29 protein-coding genes, 1 tRNA gene, 2 pseudogenes and 1 riboswitch are annotated in these 26,145 nt (G+C 72.2%); of the genes and pseudogenes, 21 read left to right on the top strand and 11 right to left on the bottom strand.

Going from position 1 to position 26,145, the window contains the following annotated elements; all coding sequences use genetic code 11:
* The first annotated feature begins 33 nt into the window (after positions 1-33).
* From ACWH4W_RS02225 to ACWH4W_RS02215, 3 genes are all read left to right on the top strand, one after another.
* The gene (locus tag ACWH4W_RS02225; protein ID WP_006131669.1) at positions 34-129 is read left to right on the top strand and encodes a putative leader peptide; all 96 of its coding nucleotides are present in this window, start codon (positions 34-36) and stop codon (positions 127-129) included.
* A gap of 89 nt (positions 130-218) precedes the next feature.
* On the top strand, positions 219-497 hold the full coding sequence (locus tag ACWH4W_RS02220) for a MoaD/ThiS family protein (RefSeq protein ID WP_473074168.1): 279 nt from the start codon (positions 219-221) through the stop codon (positions 495-497).
* Positions 498-502: 5 nt separating this feature from the next.
* Positions 503-1,453, top strand: a complete 951-nt coding sequence (locus ACWH4W_RS02215) for a PLP-dependent cysteine synthase family protein (RefSeq protein WP_473074167.1) — start codon at positions 503-505, stop codon at positions 1,451-1,453.
* A gap of 88 nt (positions 1,454-1,541) precedes the next feature.
* Here the strand turns inward: ACWH4W_RS02215 and ACWH4W_RS02210 are convergent.
* Positions 1,542-1,682, bottom strand: a pseudogene (locus ACWH4W_RS02210) (type II toxin-antitoxin system PemK/MazF family toxin); the annotation flags it as partial.
* A gap of 202 nt (positions 1,683-1,884) precedes the next feature.
* Between ACWH4W_RS02210 and ACWH4W_RS02205 the strand changes: the two are divergent.
* A complete protein-coding gene (locus ACWH4W_RS02205) occupies positions 1,885-2,637 on the top strand; it encodes an MBL fold metallo-hydrolase (protein ID WP_473074166.1) in 753 nt (250 codons plus the stop codon).
* Positions 2,638-2,715: 78 nt separating this feature from the next.
* On the opposite strand, the gene ACWH4W_RS02200 is transcribed toward ACWH4W_RS02205, so the two are convergent.
* Both ACWH4W_RS02200 and ACWH4W_RS02195 read right to left on the bottom strand, forming a co-directional pair.
* On the bottom strand, positions 2,716-3,981 hold the full coding sequence (locus tag ACWH4W_RS02200) for a PTS transporter subunit EIIC (RefSeq protein WP_473074165.1): 1,266 nt from the start codon (positions 3,979-3,981) through the stop codon (positions 2,716-2,718).
* 250 nt (positions 3,982-4,231) lie between these two features.
* Positions 4,232-5,539 carry a PTS transporter subunit EIIC gene (locus ACWH4W_RS02195; RefSeq protein ID WP_473074164.1) on the bottom strand — a complete coding sequence of 436 codons (1,308 nt, stop codon included), beginning with the start codon at positions 5,537-5,539 and terminating at the stop codon, positions 4,232-4,234.
* A gap of 183 nt (positions 5,540-5,722) precedes the next feature.
* On the opposite strand from ACWH4W_RS02195, the gene ACWH4W_RS02190 reads away from it, so the two are divergent.
* The 4 genes from ACWH4W_RS02190 (at position 5,723) to rdgB (ending at position 7,985) form a co-directional block, all read left to right on the top strand.
* Positions 5,723-5,956: a PTS sugar transporter subunit IIB gene (locus ACWH4W_RS02190; protein WP_006131663.1), complete on the top strand. Its 234-nt coding sequence runs from the start codon at positions 5,723-5,725 to the stop codon at positions 5,954-5,956.
* A 111-nt stretch (positions 5,957-6,067) separates the two neighbouring features.
* The gene (rph, locus tag ACWH4W_RS02185) at positions 6,068-6,805 is read left to right on the top strand and encodes a ribonuclease PH (RefSeq protein WP_473074163.1); all 738 of its coding nucleotides are present in this window, start codon (positions 6,068-6,070) and stop codon (positions 6,803-6,805) included.
* A 141-nt stretch (positions 6,806-6,946) separates the two neighbouring features.
* Positions 6,947-7,345, top strand: coding sequence for a hypothetical protein (locus ACWH4W_RS02180; protein ID WP_473074162.1), 399 nt, complete (start codon positions 6,947-6,949; stop codon positions 7,343-7,345).
* 37 nt (positions 7,346-7,382) lie between these two features.
* Positions 7,383-7,985: an RdgB/HAM1 family non-canonical purine NTP pyrophosphatase gene (rdgB, locus tag ACWH4W_RS02175; protein WP_473074161.1), complete on the top strand. Its 603-nt coding sequence runs from the start codon at positions 7,383-7,385 to the stop codon at positions 7,983-7,985.
* Between the two features lie 47 nt (positions 7,986-8,032).
* Here rdgB and ACWH4W_RS02170 read toward each other — a convergent pair.
* From ACWH4W_RS02170 to bcp, 3 genes and pseudogenes are all read right to left on the bottom strand, one after another.
* Positions 8,033-8,104, bottom strand: a tRNA-Leu gene (locus tag ACWH4W_RS02170).
* A 15-nt stretch (positions 8,105-8,119) separates the two neighbouring features.
* Positions 8,120-8,855, bottom strand: a pseudogene (locus ACWH4W_RS02165) (HNH endonuclease signature motif containing protein).
* 136 nt (positions 8,856-8,991) lie between these two features.
* Entirely contained in the window at positions 8,992-9,459 is a 468-nt protein-coding gene (gene bcp, locus ACWH4W_RS02160; RefSeq protein ID WP_473074160.1) for a thioredoxin-dependent thiol peroxidase, read from the bottom strand.
* Between the two features lie 142 nt (positions 9,460-9,601).
* Here bcp and ACWH4W_RS02155 point away from each other — a divergent pair, with 142 nt between their 5' ends.
* From ACWH4W_RS02155 to ACWH4W_RS02145, 3 genes are all read left to right on the top strand, one after another.
* On the top strand, positions 9,602-9,931 hold the full coding sequence (locus ACWH4W_RS02155) for a DUF3618 domain-containing protein (protein ID WP_473074159.1): 330 nt from the start codon (positions 9,602-9,604) through the stop codon (positions 9,929-9,931).
* Between the two features lie 114 nt (positions 9,932-10,045).
* Complete coding sequence (locus ACWH4W_RS02150) at positions 10,046-10,348, top strand: GroES family chaperonin (RefSeq protein ID WP_156698885.1); 303 nt, start codon at positions 10,046-10,048, stop codon at positions 10,346-10,348.
* 72 nt (positions 10,349-10,420) lie between these two features.
* A riboswitch (guanidine-III (ykkC-III) riboswitch) is annotated at positions 10,421-10,487 on the top strand.
* Between the two features lie 34 nt (positions 10,488-10,521).
* Complete coding sequence (locus ACWH4W_RS02145) at positions 10,522-10,842, top strand: DMT family transporter (RefSeq protein WP_471588566.1); 321 nt, start codon at positions 10,522-10,524, stop codon at positions 10,840-10,842.
* A gap of 30 nt (positions 10,843-10,872) precedes the next feature.
* Here the strand turns inward: ACWH4W_RS02145 and ACWH4W_RS02140 are convergent, their stop codons facing one another.
* The gene (locus ACWH4W_RS02140) at positions 10,873-13,458 is read right to left on the bottom strand and encodes a transglycosylase domain-containing protein (RefSeq protein ID WP_473074158.1); all 2,586 of its coding nucleotides are present in this window, start codon (positions 13,456-13,458) and stop codon (positions 10,873-10,875) included.
* Between the two features lie 287 nt (positions 13,459-13,745).
* On the opposite strand from ACWH4W_RS02140, the gene ACWH4W_RS02135 reads away from it, so the two are divergent.
* From ACWH4W_RS02135 to ACWH4W_RS02120, 4 genes are read left to right on the top strand one after another with little or no spacing between them, the layout of a single operon-like run.
* Entirely contained in the window at positions 13,746-14,531 is a 786-nt protein-coding gene (locus tag ACWH4W_RS02135; RefSeq protein ID WP_473077391.1) for an ABC transporter permease, read from the top strand.
* A complete protein-coding gene (locus tag ACWH4W_RS02130) occupies positions 14,524-15,345 on the top strand; it encodes an ABC transporter permease (protein ID WP_473074157.1) in 822 nt (273 codons plus the stop codon). The genes ACWH4W_RS02135 and ACWH4W_RS02130 overlap by 8 nt, the downstream gene beginning before the upstream one ends.
* Positions 15,346-15,353: 8 nt before the next feature.
* Entirely contained in the window at positions 15,354-16,373 is a 1,020-nt protein-coding gene (locus ACWH4W_RS02125; protein WP_473074156.1) for an ABC transporter ATP-binding protein, read from the top strand.
* Positions 16,374-16,407: 34 nt separating this feature from the next.
* On the top strand, positions 16,408-17,256 hold the full coding sequence (locus tag ACWH4W_RS02120) for a DUF1707 SHOCT-like domain-containing protein (RefSeq protein ID WP_473074155.1): 849 nt from the start codon (positions 16,408-16,410) through the stop codon (positions 17,254-17,256).
* Positions 17,257-17,281: 25 nt separating this feature from the next.
* Here the strand turns inward: ACWH4W_RS02120 and ACWH4W_RS02115 are convergent, their stop codons facing one another.
* The gene (locus ACWH4W_RS02115; protein ID WP_473074154.1) at positions 17,282-18,682 is read right to left on the bottom strand and encodes a GDSL-type esterase/lipase family protein; all 1,401 of its coding nucleotides are present in this window, start codon (positions 18,680-18,682) and stop codon (positions 17,282-17,284) included.
* A 308-nt stretch (positions 18,683-18,990) separates the two neighbouring features.
* Here ACWH4W_RS02115 and ACWH4W_RS02110 point away from each other — a divergent pair, with 308 nt between their 5' ends.
* On the top strand, positions 18,991-20,337 hold the full coding sequence (locus tag ACWH4W_RS02110) for a DUF445 domain-containing protein (RefSeq protein ID WP_473074153.1): 1,347 nt from the start codon (positions 18,991-18,993) through the stop codon (positions 20,335-20,337).
* 116 nt (positions 20,338-20,453) lie between these two features.
* A complete protein-coding gene (locus tag ACWH4W_RS02105) occupies positions 20,454-21,932 on the top strand; it encodes an MFS transporter (protein WP_473074152.1) in 1,479 nt (492 codons plus the stop codon).
* Between the two features lie 159 nt (positions 21,933-22,091).
* Here ACWH4W_RS02105 and ACWH4W_RS02100 read toward each other — a convergent pair whose 3' ends face one another.
* Positions 22,092-22,394, bottom strand: coding sequence for a hypothetical protein (locus ACWH4W_RS02100; protein ID WP_106414033.1), 303 nt, complete (start codon positions 22,392-22,394; stop codon positions 22,092-22,094).
* A gap of 212 nt (positions 22,395-22,606) precedes the next feature.
* On the opposite strand from ACWH4W_RS02100, the gene ACWH4W_RS02095 reads away from it, so the two are divergent.
* The 4 genes from ACWH4W_RS02095 to ACWH4W_RS02080 all read left to right on the top strand — a co-directional run bounded on the left by ACWH4W_RS02095 (position 22,607) and on the right by ACWH4W_RS02080 (position 24,980).
* The gene (locus ACWH4W_RS02095) at positions 22,607-23,029 is read left to right on the top strand and encodes an Hsp20/alpha crystallin family protein (protein ID WP_473074151.1); all 423 of its coding nucleotides are present in this window, start codon (positions 22,607-22,609) and stop codon (positions 23,027-23,029) included.
* Positions 23,030-23,209: 180 nt separating this feature from the next.
* Entirely contained in the window at positions 23,210-23,692 is a 483-nt protein-coding gene (locus tag ACWH4W_RS02090) for a DUF2267 domain-containing protein (RefSeq protein WP_473074150.1), read from the top strand.
* Between the two features lie 138 nt (positions 23,693-23,830).
* Complete coding sequence (locus ACWH4W_RS02085) at positions 23,831-24,412, top strand: sugar O-acetyltransferase (RefSeq protein WP_473074149.1); 582 nt, start codon at positions 23,831-23,833, stop codon at positions 24,410-24,412.
* A gap of 22 nt (positions 24,413-24,434) precedes the next feature.
* Positions 24,435-24,980 carry a TetR/AcrR family transcriptional regulator gene (locus ACWH4W_RS02080; protein WP_473074148.1) on the top strand — a complete coding sequence of 182 codons (546 nt, stop codon included), beginning with the start codon at positions 24,435-24,437 and terminating at the stop codon, positions 24,978-24,980.
* A gap of 18 nt (positions 24,981-24,998) precedes the next feature.
* On the opposite strand, the gene ACWH4W_RS02075 is transcribed toward ACWH4W_RS02080, so the two are convergent.
* Positions 24,999-25,418 carry a hypothetical protein gene (locus tag ACWH4W_RS02075; protein ID WP_473074147.1) on the bottom strand — a complete coding sequence of 140 codons (420 nt, stop codon included), beginning with the start codon at positions 25,416-25,418 and terminating at the stop codon, positions 24,999-25,001.
* Positions 25,419-25,570: 152 nt separating this feature from the next.
* The gene (locus ACWH4W_RS02070) at positions 25,571-26,053 is read right to left on the bottom strand and encodes a GNAT family N-acetyltransferase (RefSeq protein ID WP_473074146.1); all 483 of its coding nucleotides are present in this window, start codon (positions 26,051-26,053) and stop codon (positions 25,571-25,573) included.
* Between the last annotated feature and the right edge of the window lie 92 nt (positions 26,054-26,145).

The raw sequence follows: 26,145 nt of genomic DNA, 5'->3' as shown, positions 1-26,145 counted from the left end.
GAGTTCCGGACCGGGAATCGATACGATGAGCCCATGGTTCTCTTCGACGTGGACGACAAGGCGCCGGGCACCCTGCTCGTGGCGCGGCTCCACGTCGACCTGTGCAGGCTGAACAGCGCCATCTGTTGACGTTCCGCCGCCGCCGTACGGCCCCGAGCCGCGGCGCCGCCGTGCGCCGTCGAAGAACCCACGACACCTTCCGACAGGAGCCCTCAGCCATGGCCATCGAGGTCCGCATCCCCACCATCCTCCGCCAGTACACCGACGGCCAGAAGGCGGTGGAGGGCAGCGGGAACACCCTCGCCGAGCTCTTCGCCGACCTCGAGACCCGGCACGCGGGCATCCAGGACCGCATCGTGGACGGCGGCCAGCTGCGCCGCTTCGTCAACGTCTACCTCAACGACGAGGACGTCCGCTTCCTCGACGGCATCAGCACCAAGCTCAGCGACGGCGACAACGTGACGATCCTGCCGGCCGTCGCCGGCGGGGCGGCCTGATCCGCATGCGGTACGACTCCCCGCTGGCCGCGGTGGGCAACACCCCCCTGGTGCGCCTGCCGCGGCTGTCGCCCTCCGCCGACGTGCGGATCTGGGCCAAGCTGGAGGACCGCAACCCGACGGGCTCCATCAAGGACCGTCCCGCCCTGTTCATGATCGAGCAGGCGGAGAAGGACGGCCGCCTCACCCCGGGCTGCACCATCCTGGAGCCCACCTCCGGCAACACCGGCATCTCGCTCGCCATGGCCGCGAGGCTCAAGGGCTACCGCATGGTCTGCGTGATGCCCGAGAACACCTCGCAGGAGCGGCGCGACCTGCTCGCCATGTGGGGCGCGGAGATCATCTCCTCCCCGGCCGCGGGCGGCTCCAACACCGCCGTGCGCGTCGCCAAGGAGCTGTCCGCCGAGCACCCCGACTGGGTGATGCTCTACCAGTACGGCAACCCGGACAACGCGGGCGCCCACTACGCGACCACCGGCCCGGAGATCCTCGCCGACCTCCCTTCGCTCACCCACTTCGTCGCCGGCCTCGGCACCACCGGCACCCTCATGGGCGTCGGCCGCTACCTGCGCGAGCACAAGCCCGACGTGAGGATCGTCGCCGCCGAGCCGCGCTACGACGACCTGGTCTACGGCCTGCGCAACCTCGACGAGGGCTTCGTCCCCGAGCTGTACGACGCCTCCGTCCTCACCACCCGCTTCTCCGTCGGCTCCGCCGACGCGGTCACCCGCACCCGCGAACTGCTCCAGCAGGAGGGCATCTTCGCCGGCGTCTCCACCGGCGCCGCCCTGCACGCGGCGATCGGCGTCGCGAAGAAGGCCCAGAAGGCGGGGGAGTCCGCCGACGTGGTCTTCGTCGTCGCCGACGGCGGCTGGAAGTACCTGTCGACGGGCGTCTACACGGCCGCGACGACGGAAGAAGCCATCGAAACCCTCCAGGGACAGCTCTGGGCGTAGCCCGGCACGGACGAGCCGGACGAGCGTGAGGGGCCGGGGACGCCCTCCCCGGCCCCTCACGCGTGTCCGGGCGCCGTCACCCCGGCTCCCCGCCCCGCCCCGGTCCCTCGTCCCGCTCCGGCCGCCGGCGCCCGCGAGGGCGGTGGCCCCGCCCCCAGCCGTCGACGAGGGCGGCGACCAGGGCGAGCAGGACCACCGCGGCGAGCGCGAGCCACCAGGCCGTGTTCATGCCCAGACCGTACCGGCGCGAGCCGGTGACGCGCGCTCTCTCCCGCCCCCGTGCGCGCCCCTTCCAGCCGAACCGGTGACAGCACAGGTGAGTTCGCCCACAACGGCACCTGGTGGAGGAGCGACCACAGGTTTTGCGCCTTACGCTCGACGCACCGCACGACCCCCGTCTTCCCACACCCGCCAGCGGAGGTTTCTGCTTCATGAAGCTCACCGTCGTCGGCTGCTCGGGGTCGTTCCCGTCCGCGGAATCGGCCTGCTCGAGCTACCTCGTCGAGGCCGACGGCTTCCGGCTGCTCCTCGACATGGGCAACGGCGCCCTGGGCGAGCTGCAGCGCCACTGCGGTCTCTACGACCTCGACGCGATCTTCCTCAGCCACCTGCACGTCGACCACTGCATCGACATGTGCGCCTACTTCGTGGCGCGTTACTACCGGTACGACGGCGGCCGCTGCGCCCCGCTGCCGGTCTACGGCCCCGAGGGCACCGAGCACCGGCTGACCACCGCCTACGCCGACACCCCCTCGGCCTCCTCCATGAGCGAGGTCTTCGACTTCCACACGGTCAAGCCGTCCACCTTCGAGATCGGCCCGTTCCTCGTGCACACCGAACGCGTCGCGCACCCGGTCGAGGCGTACGGCATCCGCATCGAGCACGGCGGGAAGACGCTGACCTACTCCGGCGACACGGGGGCGACCCCGCTGCTGGACGACCTCGCCCGGGACGCCGACCTCTTCCTGTGCGAGGCCGCCTTCACGCACGGCAAGGAGGACATCCCCGACCTGCACCTCAACGGCCGCGAGGCGGGGGAGTCGGCGGCCCGCGCGGGCGCCCGCCGGCTGGTCCTCACGCACATCCCCCCGTGGACCGACCCGCAGGTCAACCTCACCGACGCCCGTGCGGTGTACGACGGTCCGGTGGAGCTGGCGGCGCCGGGGGCGACGTACGAGATCTGAGCCGCGGCACGCCCGAGTGCACGCCGAAGGCCCCGGAACCGAGACGGTTCCGGGGCCTTCGGCGTCGTACGGCGCGGGCTACTTGGCCTCGGCCTTCTGCAGCTCCGCCAGCTCCTCGTCGGACTCGCGGCCCGGCGTCGGCAGGTTGAACTTGGTGATTGCGAAGCGGAAGACCACGTAGTACACCGCCGCGAACACCAGGCCGACCAGGGCCAGGCCCCACGGGTTGGTCGCGATGCCCAGGTTCAGGAAGAAGTCGACCGCGCCGGCCGAGAAGCCGAAGCCGTCCTTCATCCCCAGCGCCCAGGTCAGCGCCATGGACACACCGGTGAGGACCGCGTGGATGGCGTACAGGACCGGCGCGATGAACATGAACGTGAACTCGATCGGCTCCGTCACGCCGGTGACGAACGAGGTCAGCGCCAGGGAGAACATCATGCCGCCGACGACCTTGCGGCGCTCGGGGCGGGCGCAGTGCACGATGGCCAGGCAGGCCGCGGGCAGCGCGAACATCATGATCGGGAAGAAGCCGGTCATGAACTGCCCGGCGGTCGGGTCGCCGGCCAGGAAGCGGGCTATGTCACCGCTCTTGCCCTCGTACTCGCCCGCCTGGAACCACGGGAAGGAGTTCAGCAGGTGGTGCATGCCGACCGGGATCAGGGCGCGGTTGGCGACGCCGAAGATGCCCGCGCCGACGGCGCCGGATCCGACCAGCCACTCGCCGAAGTTGTGCAGGCCCGTGCCGAGGACCGGCCAGATGTAGCCGAAGACGATGCCGATGAGCAGACCGGCGAAGGCCGACAGGATCGGGACCAGCCGGCGGCCGCCGAAGAAGCCCGCCCAGTCGGGCAGCTTGGTGCGGTAGAAGCGCTGGTAGAGCAGGGCGACGACGAGGCCCATGACCACGCCGCCGAGCACCTTGGCGTCCACCGCCTGTTCCACCATGACGATCTCGCCGTCGACGATGGCTTCCTTCTTCGGCAGGCTGCCGTCGGTGAACGTGCCGAGGACGTTCTTGAAGACCAGGTAGCCGACCACGGCGGCGAGCGCGGTCGAGCCGTCCGACTTCTTCGCGAAGCCGATGGCGATGCCGACCGCGAAGAGCAGGGCCATGTTGTCGAGGATCGCGTTGCCGCCGGCCGTCATGAAGGACGCGATCTTCGTCAGGAAGTCCGGGAACTCCGGGCGCCCCAGCATGTCGGCGTTGCCGAGGCGCACCAGCAGCGCGGCGGCGGGCAGGACGGCCACCGGCAGCATCAGGCTGCGGCCGATGCGCTGCAGTACAGCCATCACGCCGGCGCCCTTCTTCTTCTCGGCCGCGGGAGCGGCGCTGGCCGTGGACACAACTTCCTCCAGTGGGCATGGCGCCGCCCGGATGACAGGAAGGACGGCGGCGTCCGGTGGTCTACACCAATGCGTGGTGTAGACCTGTTGTAGCACGATGAAGGCCGCGTAAGGAACCCGCGGATTTGCGACCGCGGAACTACGCACGGTGCCCCCGCGAAACGCCGGAGAGCCCCCCTCGCGAGCACACCGAAAAGCCCCCGGAACACATGGTTCCGAGGGCTGGTGCAGCCGCCCCCAGCCTAGGACGTCAGCGCCGCGCCGCGTCCTCCACCTCCTCCTCCGGCTCCCGCCCCGGAGTCTTCAGATCGAACTTCATGATCGCGAACCGGAAGACCGCGTAGTACACCGCCGCGAACACCAGACCGATCGGAATGATCAGCCACGGCCTCGTCGCCAGGTTCCAGTTGATGACGTAGTCGATCAGGCCCGCCGAGAAACTGAACCCGTCGTGCACCCCCAGCCCCCACGTCACCGCCATCGACACCCCCGTCAGCACCGCGTGCACCGCGTACAGCAACGGCGCGATGAACAGGAACGAGTACTCGATCGGCTCCGTGATCCCCGTGACGAACGACGTCAGCCCCACCGACAGCATCAGCCCGCCGATCTCCTTGCGCCGCTCCGGCCGCGCACAGTGCGTGATCGCCAGCGCCGCCGCCGGCAGCGCGAACATCATGATCGGGAAGAACCCCGACAGGAACTGACCCGCCTCCGGATCACCCGCCAGGAACATGTTGATGTCACCGTGCACCACCGTCCCGTCCGGCTTCGTGTACGAACCGAACTGGAACCAGATGGGCACGTTCAGGAACTGGTGCAGCCCCACCACCAGCAACGCCCGGTTCGCCACCCCGAACACACCCGCGCCCCACGCGCCCAGCCCCGTCATCCAGTCGCTGAAACCCTCCAGCGCGTCACCGATCGGCGGCCAGACCCACAGGCACAGCGCCGCGAACGCGATCGCCGCGAACGCCATGATGATCGGCACCAGCCGCCGCCCGTTGAAGAAACCCAGCCAGTCCACCAGCTTCGTCCGGTGGAACCGCTGCCACAGATACGCCGCCGTCAGACCGATGACGATGCCGCCGAACACCCCCGGATTCTGGTAGTCGAACGACGTCACCGTCCCGTCCGCCAGCTGACAGCCGACGTTCGGCACCGCCCGAGACCCCTGCGGACAGTCCTTCGGGAACTGCCGCAGCACAGTGAAATAGACGAGGAACCCCACCACCGCCGCCAGCGCCGTCGACCCGTCCGCCTTCTTCGCCATCCCGATGGCCACACCCACACAGAACAGCAGCGGCAACCCCAGCGACCCGTCCAGCAGCGCGCCGCCCGCCCCCGCCATCACCTTCGAGACGTCCGTCCACCCCAGACCGTCGTCCCCGAACACGTCCGGCTGCCCCAGCCGGTTGAGGATCCCCGCCGCCGGCAGCACCGCGATCGGCAACTGCAGACTGCGCCCCATCTTCTGCAGGCCCTGGAACAACCGGTTCCAGCGCTCCCGCAGGGGGCTCACCCCCGCATCGGCCCCGGCGGAGCTCTCCGCGCTCATCACGTCCCCTTCGCTGGACGGCCCGAGGGTTTGGCGGCAGTCCGCCCCGTGGTGTAGACCAGTGAGGCAGGACGGTCCCGCTGTCGTGACGCCCATCATCGAGCGCCCGCGACATGACCGCTCGCAAAGATGGGCCAACTGTGGGTTACTGCGACAAAGCGGTTCGGATCAGGGAGAACGAACATGGCCACCAAGGCTGAGAAGATCGTTGCCGGGCTCGGCGGCATCGACAACATCGAAGAGGTCGAGGGCTGCATCACCCGCCTCCGCACCGAGGTCGTGGACCCCTCCAAGGTCGACGACGCCGCCCTCAAGGCCGCCGGCGCCCACGGCGTCGTCAAGATGGGCAGCGCCATCCAGGTCGTCATCGGCACCGACGCCGACCCCATCGCCGCCGAGATCGAAGACATGATGTGAGCCACCGCGCCACCTGACGCGCGCGGAGCGGCCACCGTCGGCCGCCACCGCACCCCGGGCCCCTTCCCACCGCGGAAGGGGCCCGCCCCGTCTCCGGCTAGGCTCGACGCCATGTCTCGCATCGACGGCCGCACCCCCGAACAACTCCGCCCCGTCACCATCGAACGCGGCTGGAGCAAACACGCCGAAGGCTCCGTCCTCGTCTCCTTCGGCGACACCAAGGTCCTCTGCACCGCCTCCGTCACCGAAGGCGTCCCCCGCTGGCGCAAAGGCAGCGGCGAGGGCTGGGTCACCGCCGAGTACGCCATGCTCCCCCGCGCCACCAACACCCGCGGCGACCGCGAGTCCGTCCGCGGCCGCATCGGCGGCCGCACCCACGAGATCAGCCGCCTCATCGGCCGCTCCCTGCGCGCCGTCATCGACTACAAGGCCCTCGGCGAGAACACCGTCGTCCTCGACTGCGACGTCCTCCAGGCCGACGGCGGCACCCGCACCGCCGCCATCACCGGCGCCTACGTCGCCCTCGCCGACGCCATCGGCTGGGCCCAGGGCAGGAAACTCGTCAAGCCCGGCCGCAAACCCCTCACCGGCACCGTCGCCGCCGTCTCCGTCGGCATCGTCGCCGGCGTCCCCCTCCTCGACCTCTGCTACGAGGAGGACGTCCGCGCCGACACCGACATGAACGTCGTCTGCACCGGCGACGGCCGCTTCGTCGAGGTCCAGGGCACCGCCGAGGCCGAACCCTTCGCCCGCGACGAACTGAACGCCCTCCTCGACCTCGCCGTCACCGGCTGCACCGAACTCGCCGCCGCCCAGCGCGCCGCACTCGATACCCTCCTCGACAAGTAAAAGGCACCCCAAGACCCGTGGTCGGCGCGAGCAACCGCGCCGACCGCCGCCGCGTCTGAAGGGATACGGGCGCACGGGCACCACCCCGCGCACCCGCCGACACACCGGGCCCCACCGGCCCGACGAGGGAGGGAACGTTCCATGGCCGCGAGCCGCCGACGCCGCACCGCAGCCGTCACCGCCACCCTGGCGGCCGTCGCGCTCACCACCGGACTCACCACCGGCTGCTCCGCCGTCGACAAGGCACTCGACTGCGTCCGCACCGCCGACGCCGTCGCCGAGAGCGTCACGGACATGCAGCAGGCCGTCGAGAACGCCTCCAACGACGTCACCCAGCTCGAGGAAGCCCTCGACTCCGTCGACAGCAACCTCGGCAAACTCCGCGACGAGACCGACAACGCCGACGTCAGCAAGGCCGTCGACGACCTCGAGAAGGCCGTCGACAACGTCCGCACCTCCGTCGGCAACGGCGACACCACCCCCGACCTCAGCCCCGTCACCGACGCCGCCGGCGAACTCACCAAGGTCTGCACCCCGTAACGACGGACCCGGTCACGGGCCCGGGGATACTGGGCCCATGACCCGCCTGATCCTCGCCACCCGCAACGCCGGAAAGATCACCGAGCTCCGCTCGATCCTCGCCGACGCGGGACTGCCCCACGAACTCGTCGGCGCCGACGCCCACCCCGACGTCCCCGACGTCAAGGAGACCGGCGTCACCTTCGCCGAGAACGCCCTCCTCAAGGCCCACGCCCTCGCCCGCGCCACCGGCCTGCCCGCCGTCGCCGACGACTCCGGCCTCTGCGTCGACGTCCTCGGCGGCGCCCCCGGCATCTTCTCCGCCCGCTGGTCCGGCCGCCACGGCGACGACAAGGCCAACCTCGACCTCCTCCTCGCCCAGCTCGCCGACATCGCCGACGAACACCGCGGCGCGTACTTCGCCTGCGCCGCCGCCCTCGCCCTCCCCGACGGCACCGAACGCGTCGTCGAGGGCCGCCTCGACGGCACCCTCCGCCACGCCCCCGCCGGCACGAACGGCTTCGGCTACGACCCGATCCTCCAGCCCGAGGGCGAGACCCGGACGTGCGCGGAGCTGTCCCCGGAGGAGAAGAACGCGATCAGCCACCGCGGCAAGGCGTTCCGAGGGCTGGTGCCGGTGGTCAGGGAGTTGCTGGGCTAGTGCAGTAAGGGGGGCCTGCCTCTTTCGAGACAGGCCCCCTCCTCGTGTACGCCCGGTCGGATTCGAACCGACAAACACGACCACCTAAAGGTCGCCGCTCGCCGTTGGCGTACGGGCGCAAGCACGGATCCACTTTACCGGGCGGACGTCCGCTGTCGCTGGCCTCCGCGGCACCATGTGTCTGTCGTCGAGTGGCAATTGGGGCAGAGCAGGCGCAAATTGTCCCTGCGGTCGTCGCTCCAGTCCCCGTTGATGTGATCGATCTCCAGGGTCATGGGTCTGCCGCGCCACTCCGGGGCGGTGCCGCACATGGCGCACTGTTCCGGCACGCCGATCTCGCGGAGTGCGCGACGCAGATGCGGAGTCTTCGTCCGTCGCCCGTCACTGTGCCGGACGAGGATTTCGTCGGCGCGCTTGAGAGGGGTGGTGCCGGGCTTCCCCCGCTGATGTGCCTGGCCCAGGAAATGCGTGGTCGACAACCGATCGTCGGCGATCCATCGGCGCAACATCACGCGTTGGCCGCCGTTGTCGGGTCGGCCCAGGTGGCGAAGGGTCTCCGCGAGGGACGTCGACCCGGCCACCGCCGCGCGCAGCTCGTCAGCCGTGGGGCACCTCAAGCCCCAGGCGGCGCAGCACCTCGCACATGTTCGTCGACGCCGCGACCGCCTCCCGGAGGATCTCCGGCGTCCATTTCACACCTTCCCGCTGGAAGTGGGAGGTGTCGACGCCGAGCCGCTTCATGCGGGTCAGCACGTACCGCCGTGTCGAACTCCTCGGATCCACTCCCAGCCGCACCAGCGCCTCCGACAGTGTCCGTGCTTCCCGGGCGGCTTCCTCCAGCCGTTCCTTCGTGTACACGCTCGCCCCCATCGATCCCCTCCGTCGTCCGGCCACGTGTTCGTGGTCTCGTACGGAGCAACGAACCGGATATCGGACGGTCACGCACGGAAAGCGGAACGGCTTGTACCGGCACCCCGGTACAGGCCGTTCCGAAAGAGGAGCCGGGTCAGATGCCCAAGTCCTTGATGATCTTGGCCACGTGACCCGTCGCGCGGACGTTGTAGAAGGCGTGTTCCACCTTGCCCTGTTCGTCGACGACGATCGTGGAGCGGATGACGCCCAGGTAGGTCTTGCCGTAGTTCTTCTTCTCGCCGTACGCGCCGTAGGCGTCCAGGACCTTCTTGTCCGGGTCGGCGAGGAGGGTGACCTCGAGGGACTCCTTCTCGCGGAACTTCGCGAGCTTCTCCGGCGCGTCCGGGGAGATGCCGATCACGTCGTAGCCCGCGCCCGCCAGCAGGTCGAGGTTGTCGGTGAAGTCGCACGCCTGCTTGGTGCAGCCGGGGGTCAGGGCCGCCGGGTAGAAGTAGACGATGACCTTGCGGCCCCTGTGGTCGGCCAGCGACACCTCGTTGCCGTCGGCGTCGGGCAGGGTGAAGGCGGGGGCCTCGTCCCCGGGCTTGAGGCGTTCGCTCATCGGTCTGGTCTCCTCGTACGTGCCGCACTGCGTGGATCGGGTGCCGGGATCGAGGGTAACCGGGGGTCCTGACAGTGCGGCGCGGCGTGAAGCTGACAGACTGTCCGGCACAGGCACCACAGCGGATTGCGGAGGCGACACGGTGGCGGACACGGCGGACACCAGGACCCCGGCGCAGATCGAGGCGGACATCGAGCGTCGCCGCGCGGCGCTGGCCGAGACCCTGGACGAGATCGGGGTGCGGGTGCACCCGAGGACGATCGTGGGGGACGCGAAGGCCAGGGTCGTGTCGAACGTCGACCACACGCTGGGGCGCGCCTATGTGAGCGTGAACCGTGCGGTGAGCGAGGTGAAGGCGCAGTTCGTGGACGAGGCGGGCGCGCCGCGGCTGGAGCGGGTGGTCCCGGTGGGGCTGCTGGTGGCGGGGGTCGTGGGGCTGCTGGTGGTGGGGTCCCGTCGGCGGCGGGGCTGAGGTGCGGTCCGTCGGTCACCCCTCCCGCGTAGGTCCGTCGTCGAGGCAGGTAGGTTTCAGACTGTGAGCGCCAACAGAAACGACAGTTCCCCGCAGGACAAGCTGCCGATCCGGATGCTGCACGACCGTGTGCTCGTGCGGCAGGAGACCGGTGAGGGCGAGCGGCGTTCGGGGGGCGGCATCCTGATCCCCGCGACGGCGGCGGTGGGCCGTCGGCTGGCCTGGGCCGAGGTGGTCGCGGTGGGTCAGAACGTGCGGACGGTGGAGCCGGGTGACCGGGTGCTGTTCGATCCGGAGGACCGTGCGGAGGTCGAGGTGCGCGGGACGGCGTACGTGCTGATGCGGGAGCGGGATCTGCACGCGGTGGCCGCGGACCGTTTCGAGGGGTCGGAGGACTCGACCGGTCTGTACCTGTAGTCCGGTGTCGTGAAGGGCCGGTGACGGGTGTCACCGGCCCTTTTCACGGGGTGGGCTACCGTGGGAGGTCCTGTGCGGCCCGGCCGTGCGGGTCCCGACGAGACGCGCCGTACCGGGGTGAAGGCAAAGACGACGCACCCCCGTTTCGCTGTCGTGTCCCGGAGGTGCCTGTCATGGCGTGGGTTCTGTTGGTGGTCGCCGGTCTGCTCGAGGTCGGCTGGGCGATCGGTATGAAGTACACGGACGGGTTCACCCGTCTGTGGCCGAGTGTGCTGACCGGTGCGGGCATCGTGTCGAGCATGCTGCTGCTGTCGTACGCGGCGCGGACGCTGCCGATCGGGACGGCGTACGGCGTGTGGGTGGGGATCGGTGCGGCCGGGGCGGCGGTGCTGGGCATGGTGGTGCTGGGGGAGCCGGTGACGGCGGCCCGGATCTTCTTCGTCTGTCTGCTGGTGGTGGCCGTGGTGGGGCTGAAGGCGACGTCGGGTCACTGAGCCGGTCGTCCCGGCGTCACGGCGCCGGCGTCAGTTCCAGCGGCGTCCGTCGAGGGCGCCGCTGAGGCCGCCGGGGCCGGGGAGTTCGTCGCGGTTGGAGCCGTCGTCGGTGGGACCGCCGGTGTCTCCGCCTCCCGTGCCGGTGCCGCCGCCGGTGGGGGAGCCGGTGGTCCCTCCGGTGCCGTCCTGGTCCTCGCCGTTCCTGCCGCTCTCGCCGTTTCCGCCTTCTCCGCTGTCGTCGCCGGTGCCGCTGTCGCCGCCGTCGGGGGTGCCGCTGCCGGTGTCCTCGTCGTCGGGGGGCGTGGCGCCGGGGGTGTCGGGGGTGCCGGGGGTGTCGGGGGCGGAGGGCCCGTCGGAGGAGGACGGGCCGGTGCCGTCGTCGGGGGCGGGCGGCCGGCTTTCGTCGGCGCCGGGCTGGAGGCGCAGGTCGAAGGAGCGCACGGGCTGTCCCTCGAGGGCGTCGCGGGTGTACTGGCCCCAGATCTCGGCGGGGGCGCCGCCGCCGTTGACGCGGGGCAGGCCCATGGCGCCGTAGAGGGACTTGTGGCCGGCGGTGACGGGGTCCTGGCCCATGACGGCGACGACGGTGGCGAGGTCGGGGGTGTAGCCGGCGAACCAGGCGGCGGTGTCCTCCTCGGCGGTGCCGGTCTTGCCGGCGGCGGGGCGGCCGGAGGTCTGGGCGGCGGTGGCGGTGCCGTTCTCGACGACGCCCTTGAGGACGGAGGTGGTGGTGTCGGCGGCCTCGCGGCTGACGGCCTGCCGGGTGGGCCGTACGGGGAGGGTGATCTGGCGGCCGTTGTGGGTGATCTTCTCGACGAGGGTGTACGGGGTGTGCTTGCCGTGGTGGGCGAGGGTGGCGTACGCCTGGGCCATGTCGAGGACGCTGGCGGTGGCGACGCCGAGGGCGATGGAGGGGCCGGCGTCGTCGAGGCTGGGGGTGTCGGGGGAGAGGCCGAGGTCGATGGCGGTCTGCCGGACCTTGTCGGGGCCGACGTCGACGGCCATCTGGGCGTAGACGGCGTTGACGGACTTGTCGGTGGCCTCGCTGACGGTGATGTCGCCGTAGTCCTCGTGGTCCTCGTTCTCGGGTGCGTAGCGTTCGCCGGGCCAGCCCTGGACGGGGCGTTCGCTGGTGCCGTCGTAGCGGGTGTTCGGGGTGATGGGGCGGCCGTCCTGGGTGCGGGAGTCGTTCTCGACGGCGGCGGTGAAGACGAAGGGTTTGAAGGCGGAGCCGGTCTGGAAGTCCCGGCGGGTGGCGTTGGGGGTGTACTGCTTGACGTAGTCGACGCCGTTGTACATCGCGACGACCTTGCCGGTCTTCGGGTCGAGGGAGGCGCCGCCGGCGCGGACGTAGGTGTCGACCTCGCGGTTCTCCTGGTCGAGGCGGTCCATGAGGTTGTCGTCGACGGCCTTGACGAAGGCGTCCTGCTTGTCCTTCTGGAGGGTGGTGGTGATGCGGTAGCCGCCGGCGTCGAGGGAGGCCTCGTCGACGATCTCGTTGTCGATCAGGTGTTCCTTGACGACGTTGACGATGTAGCCGCGCTGGCCGGACATGCCGGTGGAGTGGGTGGTGCGCTGGGGCACGGGGAAGGTGAGGCGGGCGCGTTCGGCGGGGTCGAGCCAGCCTTCGTCGACCATGCCGTCGAGGACGTAGTTCCAGCGGTCCTCGACGAAGGCGCGGTTCTCGGGGTGGGCGACGACGTCGTACTGGCTGGGGGCGTTGACGAGGGCGGCGAGGTAGGCGGCGCGGCCGGCGTCGAGTTCGGAGGCGTCCATGCCGTAGTAGGCGTGGGCGGCGGCCTGGATGCCGTAGGCGCCGCGGCCGAAGAAGCTGGTGTTGAGGTAGCCCTCGAGGATCTCGTCCTTGGTCTGGTTGCGGTCCAGCTTGATGGCGATGAAGAACTCCTTCACCTTGCGGGTGATGGTCTGTTCCTGGCGCAGGTAGTAGTTCTTCACGTACTGCTGGGTGATGGTGGAGCCGGACTGTTTGCCCTTGCCGGTGAGGGTGTTCCAGGCGCCGCGGACCATGGCCTGGGGGTCGACGGCGGACGCGGTGTAGAAGTCGCGGTCCTCGGCGGCCAGCATGGCGTGCCGGGCGTCCTCGGAGATCTGGGAGAGCGCGACGTTCTCGCGGTTGACCTCGCCGTCGCGGGCGATGACGGAGCCGTCGGCGTAGAGGTAGACGTTGGCCTGCTGGGTGGCGAGGGCGTTGGCGGCGGGGATCTGGACGAGGGCGTAGCCGAGGAGGAAGCCGCCGGCGAGGAGCAGGGCGGTGACGAGGAACGTGCCGAGGACCATGCGCCGGGTGGGGACGAGGCGGCGCCAGCCGGTGCGGCGGGCCTTGAGGGCGGCCCGGCGTTCCTCGCGGGCGGCTCTCTTCGCCGCGGCGGGTCCGGTTCCGCTTTTTCCGCCGGGTTCGTCCGTTCGTGTGAGGGCGGGGTCGTCCGTCCGTGGGGCGTCCGGTGTGGCGCCGGGCGGGTCGCCGGCCGGTGTGGCGTCGCGGGGGCCGGTGTCAGGGGCCTCGCCGCCGTTCTTCCGCTGCGGGGCGTCGGCCGCCTGAGGCTCGTGTGATGCCCGGTCCGGACGGGGCTTCTTCGGCTGCGGCTCGTCGCTCATGTCGTGCACGGACTCCTGATTCGCCTCGTTCGTTCCGGTACGCCTCATGCGTGTGCGTACGCCTCGTGCGTCCTCTCATTGAAGACTGTCGCACCCGTCGTCGCGTTCGCCGGGCGGCGACGCGCGTCGCGCACCGTGCGGCTTGTCACCCGTACGGCGGCGCCGGGTGTTCACCTGACCGGAGGACGGGCCGGAAAACCCGTGGCGGCGGATCTTCCGCGCGCCGTAGGCTCCAGCGCTTCGGTGCGGGCGGCGGAAGGGGGGCGGAAGGCGTGGGTGCGGCACGGTTGTACCTGGCCGTGGCGGTGCGGGGGTTCCGGCGGTACGCGTCGTACCGGATGGCGACCGCGGCCGGGGTGTTCACCAACACGGTGTTCGGGCTGATCCTCGTGTACACGTACCTGGCGCTGTGGGACGAGCGTCCGGGCCTCGGCGGGTACGACCAGGCGCAGGCGGTGACGTACGTGTGGCTGGGGCAGTGCCTGTTCGCGGCGCTGGCGCTGCAGGGCGGGGGCGTCGAGGCGGAGCTGATGGAGCGCATCCGCACCGGTGAGATCGCGGTGGACCTGTACCGGCCGGCGGATCTGCAGCTGTGGTGGCTGGCGGGCGACCTGGGCCGGGCGGTGTTCCAGCTGCTGGGGCGGGGGGTGGTGCCGTTCCTGGTGGGCGGGCTGTTCTTCCCGACGGCGCTGCCCTCGCGCTTCGACACCTGGGCGTGGTTCGCGGTGGCGCTGGCGCTGGCGGCCGTGGTGAGCTTCGCGATCCGCTACCTGATGGCGCTGAGCGTGTTCTGGCTGCTGGACGGCACGGGCGTGAGCCAGGTGATGATGATCCTCGGGGCGTTCTTCTCGGGCATGGTGCTGCCGCTGAACGTCTTCCCGGGAGGGTTCGGCGACGTGGCGCGGGCGCTGCCGTGGGCGGCGCAGCTGCAGGTGCCGGCGGACGTGCTGATGGGGGAGACGGCGGTGGCGGGGGCGTTCGCCTTCCAGGCGGGGTGGGCGGCGGTGCTGCTGGCGGCGGGCCGGCTGGTGCAGTCGGCGGCCACGCGCCGGGTGGTGGTGCAGGGTGGCTGAGCGCGGCGGGGTGCGGGAGGGACTGCGGGCGTACCGGATGATCGCCGGGATGTGGATGCGGTCCGGCATGACCTACCGGGTGTCGTTCGTGGTCATGCTGCTGGGCAACCTGGTGATGACGGGGCTGGACTTCGTGGGGATCCTGCTGATGTTCTCGCAGGTCGACTCGCTGGCCGGCTGGTCGCTGCCGGAGGTGGCGTTCCTGTACGCGGCGTCGGTGACGTCGTTCGGGCTCGCGCATCTCGCGGCGGGTTCGATGCAGCATCTGGGGTCGCGGATCCGGGACGGCTCCTTCGACGTGCTGCTGGTGCGGCCCGTGCCGGTGCTCGCGCAGGTCGGCGGGGACCGTTTCTCGCTGCGCCGCCTCGGCCGGGTCGCGCAGGGCGTGGTGGTGCTGGGCTGGGCGCTGGTGGCGGCGGACGTCGACTGGACGGTGGCGAAGGCGTTGCTGGTGCCGCTGATGGTGGTGGCCGGCGCGGCGATCTTCATGGCGGTGTTCGTGGCGGGCGCGGCGTTCCAGATCTACGCGCAGGACGCGGCGGAGGTGCAGAACGCGTTCACGTACGGCGGGACGACGATGCTGCAGTACCCGCCGGCGGTGTTCGGGAAGGACCTGGTGCGCGGGGTGACGTTCGTGCTGCCGCTCGCCTTCGTCAACTGGGTGCCCGCCGCCCATGTCCTGGGGCGCCCGTACCCGCTGGCGCTGCCGGGGTGGGCGGCGTTCGCGTCGCCGCTGGTGGCGGCGGGGTGCTGCGCGCTGGCGGGTCTGGCGTGGCGGACCGGTCTCAGGTCGTACAGGAGCGTGGGGAGTTGAGCGGGCGGATGGACACGACAGCCGGACCGGACGCCGGTGGCGGACCGGAGGCGTTCATCGAACTGGACCGGGTCGAGAAGGTCTTCGACGTGCGCAGGCGCAAGGGACTGCTGCGGCGGGAGCGGCGCCGGGTGCGGGCCGTGGACGCGATCTCCTTCAGGGTGGCGCGCGGCGAGATGGTCGGCTACATCGGGCCGAACGGCGCCGGGAAGTCGACGACGATCAAGATGCTGACGGGCATCCTCACCCCGAGCGGCGGCCGGCTGCGGGTCGCCGGGATCGACCCGTCGCGGGAGCGGACCCGGCTGGCGCACCGCATCGGGGTGGTGTTCGGGCAGCGCACCACGCTGTGGTGGGACCTCCCGCTGATCGACTCGTACAAGCTGGTGCACCGCATGTACCGCATCCCCGACGGCCGGTACCGGGAGAACCTCGCCCGGCTGGTCGAACTGCTGGACCTGGGCGACCTGTTGGAGGTGCCGGTGCGGCAGCTCTCGCTGGGCCAGCGGATGCGCGGGGACATCGCGGCGGCGCTGCTGCACGACCCGGAGGTGCTGTACCTGGACGAGCCGACGATCGGCCTGGACGTCGTGTCCAGGACGCGGGTGCGGGAGTTCCTGCGGCAGGTGAACGCGGAGCGCTCCACGACGGTGCTGCTGACGACGCACGACCTCCAGGACATCGAGCAGGTGTGCTCCCGCGTGATGGTCATCGACCACGGCCGGCTGGTGTACGACGGGGCGCTCGCCGGGCTGCACGAGGTGGGGGAGAGCGAGCGGACGCTGGTGGTGGACCTGGAGCGGGAGTGCCCGCCGGTCGAGGTGCCCGGACCCGCCCGGGTGGTGCGGGTGGACGGGCCGAGGCAGTGGGTGGCGTTCCCGGCGTCGCAGTCCGCGGCCGGGCTGGTGGCGCGGATCGCGGAGCGCTACCCGCTGGTCGACCTGTCGGTGCGGGAGCCGGACATCGAGGCGGTCATCGCCAAGATGTACGCGGAGCGGGCCGGGCGGGCGCCGACGCGGTCCTCGTAGCCGTGCGACGGGGATGACTCGTAGGCTGCTGGGTATGACCGACGACGCACCCGCCCCGGACCTCCGTGCCTCCGACGCCGACCGCGAACGGGTCGCCGAAGTCCTCCGGGACGCCCTCGCGGAGGGCCGTCTGGACATGGAGGAGTTCCAGGAGCGGCTGGACGCCACCTATCAGGCGCGCACCTACGGGGAGCTCGCGCCGATCACCCGTGACCTGCCCGTCTCCGGTGCGACGGTCGCGCCCTCGGTCTCGCTGACGAAGGACCCGGCGCCGGGCGGCGGTTGGGCGGACCGCATCGTCGGCGGGGACGACTCGGGGACGTCGACCTGGGCGGTCGCCGTGATGAGCGGCTTCCAGCGCAAGGGGCGGTGGACGGCGCCCCGGCGCCTCAACTGCCTCGCCTTCTGGGGCGGCGGCGAGATCGACCTGCGCGAGGCGAACTTCGCGGACCGCGAGATCGTCGTCAACGCCGTCGCGATCATGGGCGGGATCGACGTGACCGTGCCGCCCGGCGTGGAGGTCGTGGTGCGCGGCGTCGGCGTCATGGGCGGCTTCGACCACCGCGAGGAGGGCGTGCCCGCCGAGCCGGGCGCCCCGCGCGTGATCGTCACCGGGTTCGCCTTCTGGGGCGGGGTCGGCGTGCAGCGCAAGCTGCCCCGCGCGGAGCGGCAGCGGCTGCGCGAGGAGCGGCGCCGGGAGAAGCTGGAGCGCAAGGAGGAGCGGCGCCGGCAGCACCTGGAGCAGAGGGAGCAGCAGCGGCAGGAGCACCTGGACCACGCCGAGCGGCACCGCCGGGAGCTGGAGGAGTCCCGCCGCCTGCACGACCCGCTGGACCTGCACGGCGTGCGGGAGCGGCGCGAGCGGCGGCCGGAGGAGGGCTGACCCTTCCCGCCGGTCCGGCGGCGGGTCACAGCCGGGCCGGGGCCCCGCCCTTCAGCGCCGTCAGCCCGAACGCCTCCGCCATCCGCGCGTACCCCTCGTCGCTGGGGTGCAGCCCGTCCCCGGAGTCGTGGCCGGCCCGGAACCGGCGCGGGTCGTACCCGTCGCGCACCGCCGCGTCGAAGTCCACGACCTCGTCGAACACGCCGCCGTCGCGGATCTCCGCGTTGACCCGCTGCCGCACGTCCTCCCCGGCCGGGGTGTACCCGTGGTGCCCGCGGTACGGCATGAGCGTCGCCCCGACGACCTTGAGCCCCCGGGCGTGCGCCCGTTCGGTCAGGGCCTTCAGCCCGCCCACGATCCGCTCGGGGTCGGCGGTGCCCGGCGCGCGGAGGATGTCGTTGATGCCGAGCGCGACGACCACGACCCGGACGCGGGCGCGGCCCAGCACGTCCCGGTCGAAGCGGCGCAGCGCGCTGGGGTTGCGCGGCGGCAGCCCGGGCCCGTCGGTGAGCACGCGGTTCCCGCTGAGCCCGGTGTTGACGACGCTGTAGCGGGGGAGGTCGCGGCCGGCCGCGAGGGCCGTGCGCAGCCGGTCGGACAGCACGTCGGGCCAGCGGGCGTCGGCGCCGACGGTGGCGGAGATGCCGTCGGTGAGGGAGTCGCCGAGGACGACGACCGTGCCCTCGGAGTCGTCGCTCAGCACGTCCAGCGCGGTCACGTACCGCCAGACGGTGCTCCGCCCGTCGTAGGCCGTCCCGGTGGTGTCGCGGGTGTGCTCCCCCTCGGCGACCCAGGAGATCTGCCGGGCGTGCTCGTGGTACGTCACCGGCCCGGACGGGACGGGCGAGTACGTGCTGATCAGCACGTGCCCGTCGCGCGGGATCCGCACGCGCACGGCGTCGCTGACCACCTGCCCGCCCGCCGGGACGACGACGGACGGGCTCCCGGCGAAGGTGAGGGCGCGCATCGTGTCCGTGAGCGCGGCGGCGGTGTCCGGACCGGCGGAGACGGCGATCGACGCGTGCGTGAGGGTGAGGGGGGTGCGGCCGTGGAGGTTGGACAGCGTGACGCGGGCGCGGGTGCCGCCGGCGTCGGCGCGCACGACGTTCCGCACGGACCGGCCGGCCAGACCGACGCTCTCCGTGCCGGGTTCGCCGCCGCCCGGCGCGGTCGCCCAGGCGGTGACCCAGGTACCGGCGGAGGCGGGCGCGACGGGGTTCCCGGACCGGCCGGCCCCCCGCGCGAGGGCGTCCCGCCCGTGTACGCCGTCGGCCGACACCCCGACGAAGATCACGGCCGACACGGAGACGACCGCCGCGACGACCGCGGCGAGCAGCGCCCCGTACCGCGCGGGGCGCCCTTGCCGGGCGGGGGGCTCCGGTGCAGGGGGCGGCACCGCCGGGCCCCCGTCACGACGCCGGGTCATGCTGCTCCGTTCTCCTCGGGAGGCGGGAGCCGCGGGCGGCTCCGGTCCGACGCACCATGGTGGGCCAGGGCGGGGGGGACCGTGCGCGGGACGCGGCCGGCGGTCGTCCGGGCGGCCCCGGGAAGCGGACCCGGGCGGGCCCTGTCAGGGTGCTTCCGAGCGGCCCGGGGTGTCCGGAAGCACCGGGGGTACCCCTGGGTGACGCCCCGGGACGACCCCCCACGGACAGACGCCGGGAACTCCTGTTCCGTTCCGGGAGTCGGTCAGGAAGGGACAATGGGTGAGGGAGCGTCGAACGGGTGGAGCGGATGGAACGGACTGAGACGGCGGACACCGAGGACCGGGACGCCGCCGAGCGGCACGCCCGCACGGGCGCCGCCACGAACCGGGCGATGACGACGTTCAGCCCCGCGGACGAGGAGAAGCAGCGCGGGGTGCGCCGGATGAAGCTCATCGCCACCGGTCTGCTGGTCTTCGTCGCCCTCGTCTACGTCCTCGCCGAGTGGGCCTCCCACCGGGGCGCCGGCGCCTGGGCGGGGTACGTCGCCGCGGCGGCCGAGGCGGGCATGGTCGGCGCGCTGGCCGACTGGTTCGCCGTCACCGCCCTCTTCCGGCACCCGCTGGGCCTGCCCATCCCGCACACCGCGATCATCCCCACCAAGAAGGACCAGCTCGGCACCGCCCTCGGCGACTTCGTCGGGGAGAACTTCCTCTCCGAGGACGTCGTGCGCGGACGGCTCCGCGCCGTCGGCATCGGCAGCAGACTCGGCGCCTGGCTCGCCGTCCCCGAGCACGCCGACCGGGTCACCGCCGAGGCGTCGGCGGCCCTGCGCGGCGCGCTGACGGTGCTGCGCGACTCCGACGTGCAGGCGGTCGTCGGGGAGGCGATCACCCGCCGCGCCGAGGCCCAGGAGATCGCGCCCGGCATGGGCAAGATGCTGGAGCGGATCGTCACCGACGGCGGCCACAAGCGCGCGGTGGACGTGGTGGTCTCCCGCGCCCACGACTGGCTGGTGCTGCACAGCGACGCCGTGATGGACGCCGTGCACGGCGGCGCCCCCGGCTGGACGCCCAAGTTCGTGGACCGCAAGGTCGGCGAGCGCGTCTACAAGGAACTGCTGCGCTTCGTCACCGAGATGCGCGACATGCCCGGCCACCCCGCGCGCGGCGCCCTGGACCGCTTCCTGACGGACTTCGCGACCGACCTCCAGTCCGACACCGACACCCGCGCCCGCGTCGAGCGCCTCAAGGGCGACATCCTGGGCCGCAGCGAGGTGCAGGACCTGATCGCGTCCGCCTGGACGGCCGCACGGGGCATGATCGTCTCGGCTGCGGAGGACGAGCGCAGCGAGCTGCGGCTGCGGCTGCGGGCGTCGCTGCTGTCGCTGGGCGCCCGCCTGTCGCTCGACCCCAAGCTCCAGGGCAAGGTCGACGGCTGGCTGGAGAGCGCCGCGGTGTACGTGGTGACCACCTACCGCAAGGAGATCACCTCCCTGATCACGGACACGGTGGCGAGCTGGGACGCCGAGCACACGACGAAGAAGATCGAGGCCAACATCGGCCGCGACCTGCAGTTCATCCGCATCAACGGCACGGTGGTCGGCTCCCTGGCGGGCCTGGTGATCTACACGATCTCGCAGGCGCTGGGCGCGTAAGGGGCGCGCAGGGGGCGCGGGCGGGACCGTACCGGGCGAGCCGGGGCGGGTGCGCCCCGGGCGTGAAACCGGCGGGCTCGGGGCAGACGGGGTTCACTTCGTCGAGGAGGGAGCCCATGGCGACAGCGCAGCCCGGGACGGGGCGCACCATCACGACCGACATCTCCGCGCGTCTGGACCGCCTTCCGTGGTCCCGGTGGCACTGGTCCATCGTGATCGGCCTGGGCACCGTCTGGATCCTGGACGGGATGGAAGTCACCATCGTCGGCAACATCGCCAGCCGGCTGGCGGAGCCCGGCAGCGGCCTGGACATCACGTCCGGTCAGATCACCGGCATCGCCGCGGCGCTCTACGTGACGGGCGCCTGCACGGGCGCCCTCTTCTGGGGCCGGCTGACCGACGTCTACGGCCGCAAGAAGCTCTTCCTGATCACCCTGGCCGTGTACCTCGGGGCGACCGCGCTGACCGCGCTGTCCTTCGACACCTGGTGGTTCTTCCTCTTCCGCTTCCTCACCGGCTTCGGCATCGGCGGCGAGTACGCGGCCATCAACTCCGCGATCGACGAGCTGATCCCGGCGCGGTACCGGGGGCGCGTCGACCTGGTCATCAACGGCAGCTACTGGCTGGGCGCCGTCGGCGGCGCGCTGCTGTCGATCGTCGCGCTGAACACGTCGATCTTCGCGGTGAACGTCGGCTGGCGGCTGACCTTCGCCCTGGGCGCCGTCCTGGCGCTGGTGATCCTCCTCGTGCGCCGGCACGTTCCCGAGAGTCCACGGTGGCTGCTGATCCACGGCCGGGAGGAGGAGGCGGAGCAGATCGTCCGCGGCGCCGAGCGGATGGTCGAGGAGGAGCGGGGCGAACCGCTGCCCCCCGCCGAGGGCGAGATGGTCATCCGCCAGCGCAAGCGCACCACCTTCAGCGAGATCGCCCGCACGGTCTTCGCCAAGTACCGCAAGCGGGCGGCCCTCGGGTTCGCGCTCTTCGTCGGCCAGGCGTTCCTCTACAACGCCATCACCTTCGGCTACGGCGCGATCCTCACCCAGTTCTTCGACGTCCCCTCCGGCAACACCGGCTACTACTTCGCGGTCATCGCGCTCGGCAACTTCCTGGGCCCGCTGCTGCTGGGCAAGCTGTTCGACACGGTCGGCCGGCGGATCATGATCTCCGGCACGTACGTGCTGTCGGGCGTGCTGCTGTTCGCCACGGCCTGGCTGTTCGACCGCGGCTCGCTGGACGCGACCACGATGACGGCCTGCTGGTGCGTGGTCCTGTTCTTCGCCTCGGCGGGCGCCTCCAGCGCCTACCTCACGGTCTCCGAGATCTTCCCGATGGAGACCCGGGCCATGTCCATCGCCTTCTTCTACGCCGTCGGCACCGCCGCGGGCGGCATCAGCGGCCCGCTGATCTTCGCGAGCCTCACCGAGTCCGGCGTGGTGTCCGACGCGGTCCTGGCCTTCCAGATCGGCGCGGGCCTGATGGTCGCGGCGGGCATCGTGGCGGTGTTCCTCGCGGTGAACGCGGAGCGGCGCTCCCTGGAGGACATCGCCACCCCGCTGTCGGCGGCGAAGCCGCAGGGGGAACCGACGAGCAGGTGACACCGGGGCCCGAGGCCCGAGGGGGGACCGCTTCCCCCGGGCGCCCGGCGCCGGCCGCCGCAGGCCGGAGCCGGGCGCCCGCGCGCGTACGGCCGTGAGGTGTCCGTACGCGTACGGCTGTGTGTGTAGGGGCGTCCGCGCGCGTACGGCGGGCGGGGTTCAGCCCCGCCGGTCGGCCACCGCCCACGACGCGAGGGCGACCGCGCCGGCCACCCCGAACACGGCGGGCCAGGCGCCGACCTTCTTCGCCAGCGGGTGCGACCCGGCGAAGGCGGCCACGTACGCCGCCGACAGCGCGCCGGCTGCCGGGCCGCCCGCCCGCTCCCGCCACTGCTGGGCGGCGGCGACCCCGGCGGCGGCGAGCACGACCCCGCCGAGCTGCCGCTTACGGGTCCAGCGGGCCACGCCGTACCCGCCGACGAGCCCGCTCGCGGCCACGACCGAACTGGGAACCTTCGCCATGCCTGCTGCCTCCTGCCACTGCGCCCCGCGGGGCGCGGAAAACCACGGACCTCGAGGCTAACGCGCCTGAGGGCGCCCCCTGCCACCAGCCCCGGAGCAACCGCCCGCCCAAAACTGAGTCGGGAGTTGTCAACTTTCCTCTCGATGGGTTATATAAGGAATTGACCCGTTGGGCATCGCACAGACGACTTCACAGAAAGGAGTGGACTGTGATGCTCATGCGCACCGACCCCTTCCGTGACCTCGACCGGCTCACGCAGCAGGTCTTCGGCCCGGCCGCCCGCGCGTCGGCGATGCCGATGGACGCCTACCGGGCAGGGGACGACTTCGTCGTTCACTTCGACATCCCCGGCATCGATCCGGAGACCATCGAGCTCGACGTCGAGCGCAACGTCCTGAACGTCCGCGCCGAGCGCCGTCCGTCGGCCCCCGAGGACGCGGAGACGGTGGTCGCCGAGCGTCCGACCGGCACCTTCACCCGGCAGCTCTTCCTCGGCGACACCCTGGACACCGAGCGCATCGACGCCGCGTACGACGCGGGTGTCCTGACCCTGCGCATCCCGGTGGCCGAAGCGGCCAAGCCGCGCCGCATCCGGATCACGGGCGGCGACAGCCGCAAGCAGCTCGCAGCCTGACACGCGCCCACCCCTTCCACGCGTCCCGCGGCCTCCCCCTCCGGCCCGCGGGGCGCGCCCCCACGCCGTACGCCCGGGGCGGGCGACGGCCCACCGGACCGACCGGACCACCGGGCCGACCCGACCGACCGGCACCCCGGCCCCGGAGAACCGAACACCGGAGAAGGAGAGGAGCTTCGGATGACCACGCTGACGCCGCAGAGGCCCACGATCCCGCAGCCCGGAGGCGCCGCCCCGGCGCCCGGGCAGCGCCCGGCGCAGGACCCCGCCTGGCGCGAACTCGTCGACGCCGTACGGGAGGCCGGGCAGTACCCGACGCGGTCGGAGGCGGAGAGCGTCACCCGCATCGTCCTGTCCGCCCTGGGCGGCCACGTGGTCGGGGACGAGCGCGTCGACCTGGCCCGCGCCCTGCCCGAGGAGGCCGCGCGGGTGGTCGCCTCGCAGATCCCGGCGACCCGCCGGCTCACGGCGGCCGAGTTCGTCGACTCGGTGGCGGCCCGCATCGAGGGCGCGACCCCGGCCACGGCCCGCTGGGACGTCAGCTCCGTCCTCAGCGTCCTGCCGCCGCTGGTCGGCGACGGGCTGGTGACCCGCGTCCTGGACCAGCTCCCGCCCGGCTACGCCCTGCTGTTCGGCCGGGCGGAGCTGACCCCGGCGGCGTGACGGCCGCGCCGTAGCTCCCCCTCCTCACCGATTCCTCACCGACGAGCGCCCCCGCGCCCCGCCCGGCGCGGGGGCGCTCGTCGCGCGGAGGGCGTACGACCGTACGCTCCGGGCGCGCGGGAGCGTACGATCGTACGCATGACGACGGACTACTTCGCGGACGATCCGCGCACGAACCTGGAGCGGATGCGCGCGGGCGACCTGTACATCGCCGACGACCCGGAGATCGGCCGCCGGTTGGAGCGCGCGATGCGGCTCGCCGCCCGCTACCAGGCCACCTACCTGGACGAACGGGACCAGGCCAGGGCGGTCCTCGCCGAACTCCTCGGCTCCGTCGGCGAGGACGTCGAGATCCGCCCGCCCCTGTACGTCGACTACGGCAGCAACATCAGCATCGGCGCCCGCACCTTCGTCAACTACCACCTCACCGCGCTGGACGTCGCCGCCATCACCGTCGGCGAGGACTGCCAGATCGGCCCGAACGTCCAACTGCTCACCCCCACCCACCCGGTGGAGCCGCAGCCCCGCCGCGACAAGCTGGAGGCGGCCCGGCCCATCACCATCGGCGACAACGTCTGGATCGGCGGCGGCGCGATCGTCTGCCCCGGCGTCACCATCGGCGACAACACGGTCATCGGCGCCGGCGCGGTGGTCACCAAGGACATCCCGGCGAACGTCGTGGCGGTCGGCAACCCGGCCCGCCCCGTCCGCACGCTCTGACGACCCGCCACGAGCAGCACCCATGGCCACCGGACACACCGACCCCCGCCGCCGCGAGCGGATCCTCACGGCGGCGCTCGACCTGATCGCCGAGGAGGGCGTCGCCGGCGTCTCCCACCGCAAGATCGCCGCCCGCGCCGGGGTGCCGCTCGGCTCGATGACGTACCACTTCACCGGCATCGACGAGCTGCTCCTCGAGGCGTTCACCGGCTACGCCGACCACGTGGTCGCCGTCTTCGAACGGCACCTCGCCGGCGCCACCACCCCCGAGGAGGCCCGCGAGGCGGTCACCGACCTCGTCCACACCCTCTCCGAGGGCCCGCGCCGCGACCTGGTCCTCGTCCAGGAGCTGTACACGCTGGCGGCCCGCCGGGAGCCGTACCGCGCCCTGTGCGTCCACTGGATGCGCCGCAGCCGCGCCCTGCTGGAACGCCACTTCGCGGCGGACACGGCCCGCCGCCTCGACGCCCTGATCGAGGGCCTCACCCTCCACCGCGCCCTCGACGACGACCCGCCGGACCGGTCGGCGACGCGGGAGGCGGTGGACAGGATCACGGGGACGGGCTGAGGGGCGGGCGGCGGCCGGTCACCGGTTCCGGCGAGGGCCGCCCGGCGTCCTGCCGGCCTCCGCCCGGGCCACTTCGGCGTCGTACCGGTCGGCGTCGAAGTGGAAGTCCGGCAACCGGGGTGCGGGGGCGTACGGCCCGCCCGCCGGGACCTCCCAGTCGGACCACTGCACGATCCCGCCGCACCGCTGCACGACCACCGTCAGGAAGCCGCAGCAGCCGCCGGTGCACTCCGGTTCCCCCAGCGCCAGACGGCGCGCCTCACCGGTCGCCCGCAGCGGACTGGGGCGGTCGTCCGGCAGCACGTCGGCCGCGTACGGCCCCCGGCCCCCCTCGTCGACCCCCTCCGCGACCAGGTCCTCACCATTGATCCAGAACCGCACCTGAGCAGCCCACCTGGGCCCCCGCGGCAACACCTTGATCTCGAGACGGTCGAACATCCGGCCACGGTAAGGGGCGTGCCGACGCACACGGTCGCCCTTCTCCGGGCGGGGCGGTCACCGGACGCGCCGGCCGGACCGACCGAACCGACCGGACGAGGCGCCCGGGACGGGCGCGGAAAGGGGGCGTGGGCGCCCGTCCCGGGCCCGGCTCAGAGCCGCCGGTAGTAGACCGCGGTGGGCAGCGCGGTGCACCCGAGGCGCTCGTAGAGGGCACGGGCGGGCGCGTGGAAGGGGTCGCCTCCGGTCCCGATCTCGACCACCTCGGCCCCGAGGCCCCGCATCCGCGCGAAGGCGTGCTCGCACAGGGCGGTGCCCACGCGGTGGCGGCGGTGGCCGGCCGAGACGGCGAGGTGGCTGACGGTGCCGCTCCGGCGGTCCGGGTCGACGCTCCACGCCACGTAACCGGCGACGCCGTCGTCGGCCTCGGCGACCGCCACGTACCGGTGCCGCTCGGGGGCGTGGAGTCCGGGGACCTGCCTGCGGTAGTCCTCGCGCCAGTCACCGTGCAGGCGGGCGAAGACGGCCTCGCCCACCAGGGGGCGCAAGGAGTCCTCGTGGAACGGCCGGAAGGTCTCGATGGTCAGGTCGGTCAGGGAGGCGAGATCCCGCGGGGTGTACGCGCGGATGCGCATGGGAGTGCGCCTTTCAGGGCTGAGGGCTGAGGACTGGACGCCCGGAGGGAAGGGGGCATCGGTCGGCCCGCTCCCGGCCGGAGACGTCGGCG

This window comes from Streptomyces sp. DSM 120436, assembly GCF_055778765.1.
Note: the sequence above shows the minus strand (reverse complement) of the source record. Positions and strands in the feature narration are given on the sequence as shown.

What these genes read in the sequence shown, in the direction of transcription:
- ACWH4W_RS02225 (WP_006131669.1), top strand. Translation starts at nt 34, where the DNA reads ATGGTTCTCTTCGACGTGGACGACAAGGCGCCGGGCACCCTGCTCGTG.
- ACWH4W_RS02220 (WP_473074168.1), top strand. Translation starts at nt 219, where the DNA reads ATGGCCATCGAGGTCCGCATCCCCACCATCCTCCGCCAGTACACCGAC.
- ACWH4W_RS02215 (WP_473074167.1), top strand. Translation starts at nt 503, where the DNA reads ATGCGGTACGACTCCCCGCTGGCCGCGGTGGGCAACACCCCCCTGGTG.
- ACWH4W_RS02205 (WP_473074166.1), top strand. Translation starts at nt 1,885, where the DNA reads ATGAAGCTCACCGTCGTCGGCTGCTCGGGGTCGTTCCCGTCCGCGGAA.
- ACWH4W_RS02195 (WP_473074164.1), bottom strand. Translation starts at nt 5,539, where the DNA reads ATGAGCGCGGAGAGCTCCGCCGGGGCCGATGCGGGGGTGAGCCCCCTG.
- ACWH4W_RS02190 (WP_006131663.1), top strand. Translation starts at nt 5,723, where the DNA reads ATGGCCACCAAGGCTGAGAAGATCGTTGCCGGGCTCGGCGGCATCGAC.
- rph (WP_473074163.1), top strand. Translation starts at nt 6,068, where the DNA reads ATGTCTCGCATCGACGGCCGCACCCCCGAACAACTCCGCCCCGTCACC.
- ACWH4W_RS02180 (WP_473074162.1), top strand. Translation starts at nt 6,947, where the DNA reads ATGGCCGCGAGCCGCCGACGCCGCACCGCAGCCGTCACCGCCACCCTG.
- rdgB (WP_473074161.1), top strand. Translation starts at nt 7,383, where the DNA reads ATGACCCGCCTGATCCTCGCCACCCGCAACGCCGGAAAGATCACCGAG.
- bcp (WP_473074160.1), bottom strand. Translation starts at nt 9,459, where the DNA reads ATGAGCGAACGCCTCAAGCCCGGGGACGAGGCCCCCGCCTTCACCCTG.
- ACWH4W_RS02150 (WP_156698885.1), top strand. Translation starts at nt 10,046, where the DNA reads ATGCTGCACGACCGTGTGCTCGTGCGGCAGGAGACCGGTGAGGGCGAG.
- ACWH4W_RS02145 (WP_471588566.1), top strand. Translation starts at nt 10,522, where the DNA reads ATGGCGTGGGTTCTGTTGGTGGTCGCCGGTCTGCTCGAGGTCGGCTGG.
- ACWH4W_RS02140 (WP_473074158.1), bottom strand. Translation starts at nt 13,458, where the DNA reads ATGAGCGACGAGCCGCAGCCGAAGAAGCCCCGTCCGGACCGGGCATCA.
- ACWH4W_RS02125 (WP_473074156.1), top strand. Translation starts at nt 15,354, where the DNA reads ATGGACACGACAGCCGGACCGGACGCCGGTGGCGGACCGGAGGCGTTC.
- ACWH4W_RS02120 (WP_473074155.1), top strand. Translation starts at nt 16,408, where the DNA reads ATGACCGACGACGCACCCGCCCCGGACCTCCGTGCCTCCGACGCCGAC.
- ACWH4W_RS02115 (WP_473074154.1), bottom strand. Translation starts at nt 18,682, where the DNA reads ATGACCCGGCGTCGTGACGGGGGCCCGGCGGTGCCGCCCCCTGCACCG.
- ACWH4W_RS02110 (WP_473074153.1), top strand. Translation starts at nt 18,991, where the DNA reads ATGGAACGGACTGAGACGGCGGACACCGAGGACCGGGACGCCGCCGAG.
- ACWH4W_RS02105 (WP_473074152.1), top strand. Translation starts at nt 20,454, where the DNA reads ATGGCGACAGCGCAGCCCGGGACGGGGCGCACCATCACGACCGACATC.
- ACWH4W_RS02100 (WP_106414033.1), bottom strand. Translation starts at nt 22,394, where the DNA reads ATGGCGAAGGTTCCCAGTTCGGTCGTGGCCGCGAGCGGGCTCGTCGGC.
- ACWH4W_RS02095 (WP_473074151.1), top strand. Translation starts at nt 22,607, where the DNA reads ATGCTCATGCGCACCGACCCCTTCCGTGACCTCGACCGGCTCACGCAG.
- ACWH4W_RS02090 (WP_473074150.1), top strand. Translation starts at nt 23,210, where the DNA reads ATGACCACGCTGACGCCGCAGAGGCCCACGATCCCGCAGCCCGGAGGC.
- ACWH4W_RS02085 (WP_473074149.1), top strand. Translation starts at nt 23,831, where the DNA reads ATGACGACGGACTACTTCGCGGACGATCCGCGCACGAACCTGGAGCGG.
- ACWH4W_RS02080 (WP_473074148.1), top strand. Translation starts at nt 24,435, where the DNA reads ATGGCCACCGGACACACCGACCCCCGCCGCCGCGAGCGGATCCTCACG.
- ACWH4W_RS02075 (WP_473074147.1), bottom strand. Translation starts at nt 25,418, where the DNA reads ATGTTCGACCGTCTCGAGATCAAGGTGTTGCCGCGGGGGCCCAGGTGG.
- ACWH4W_RS02070 (WP_473074146.1), bottom strand. Translation starts at nt 26,053, where the DNA reads ATGCGCATCCGCGCGTACACCCCGCGGGATCTCGCCTCCCTGACCGAC.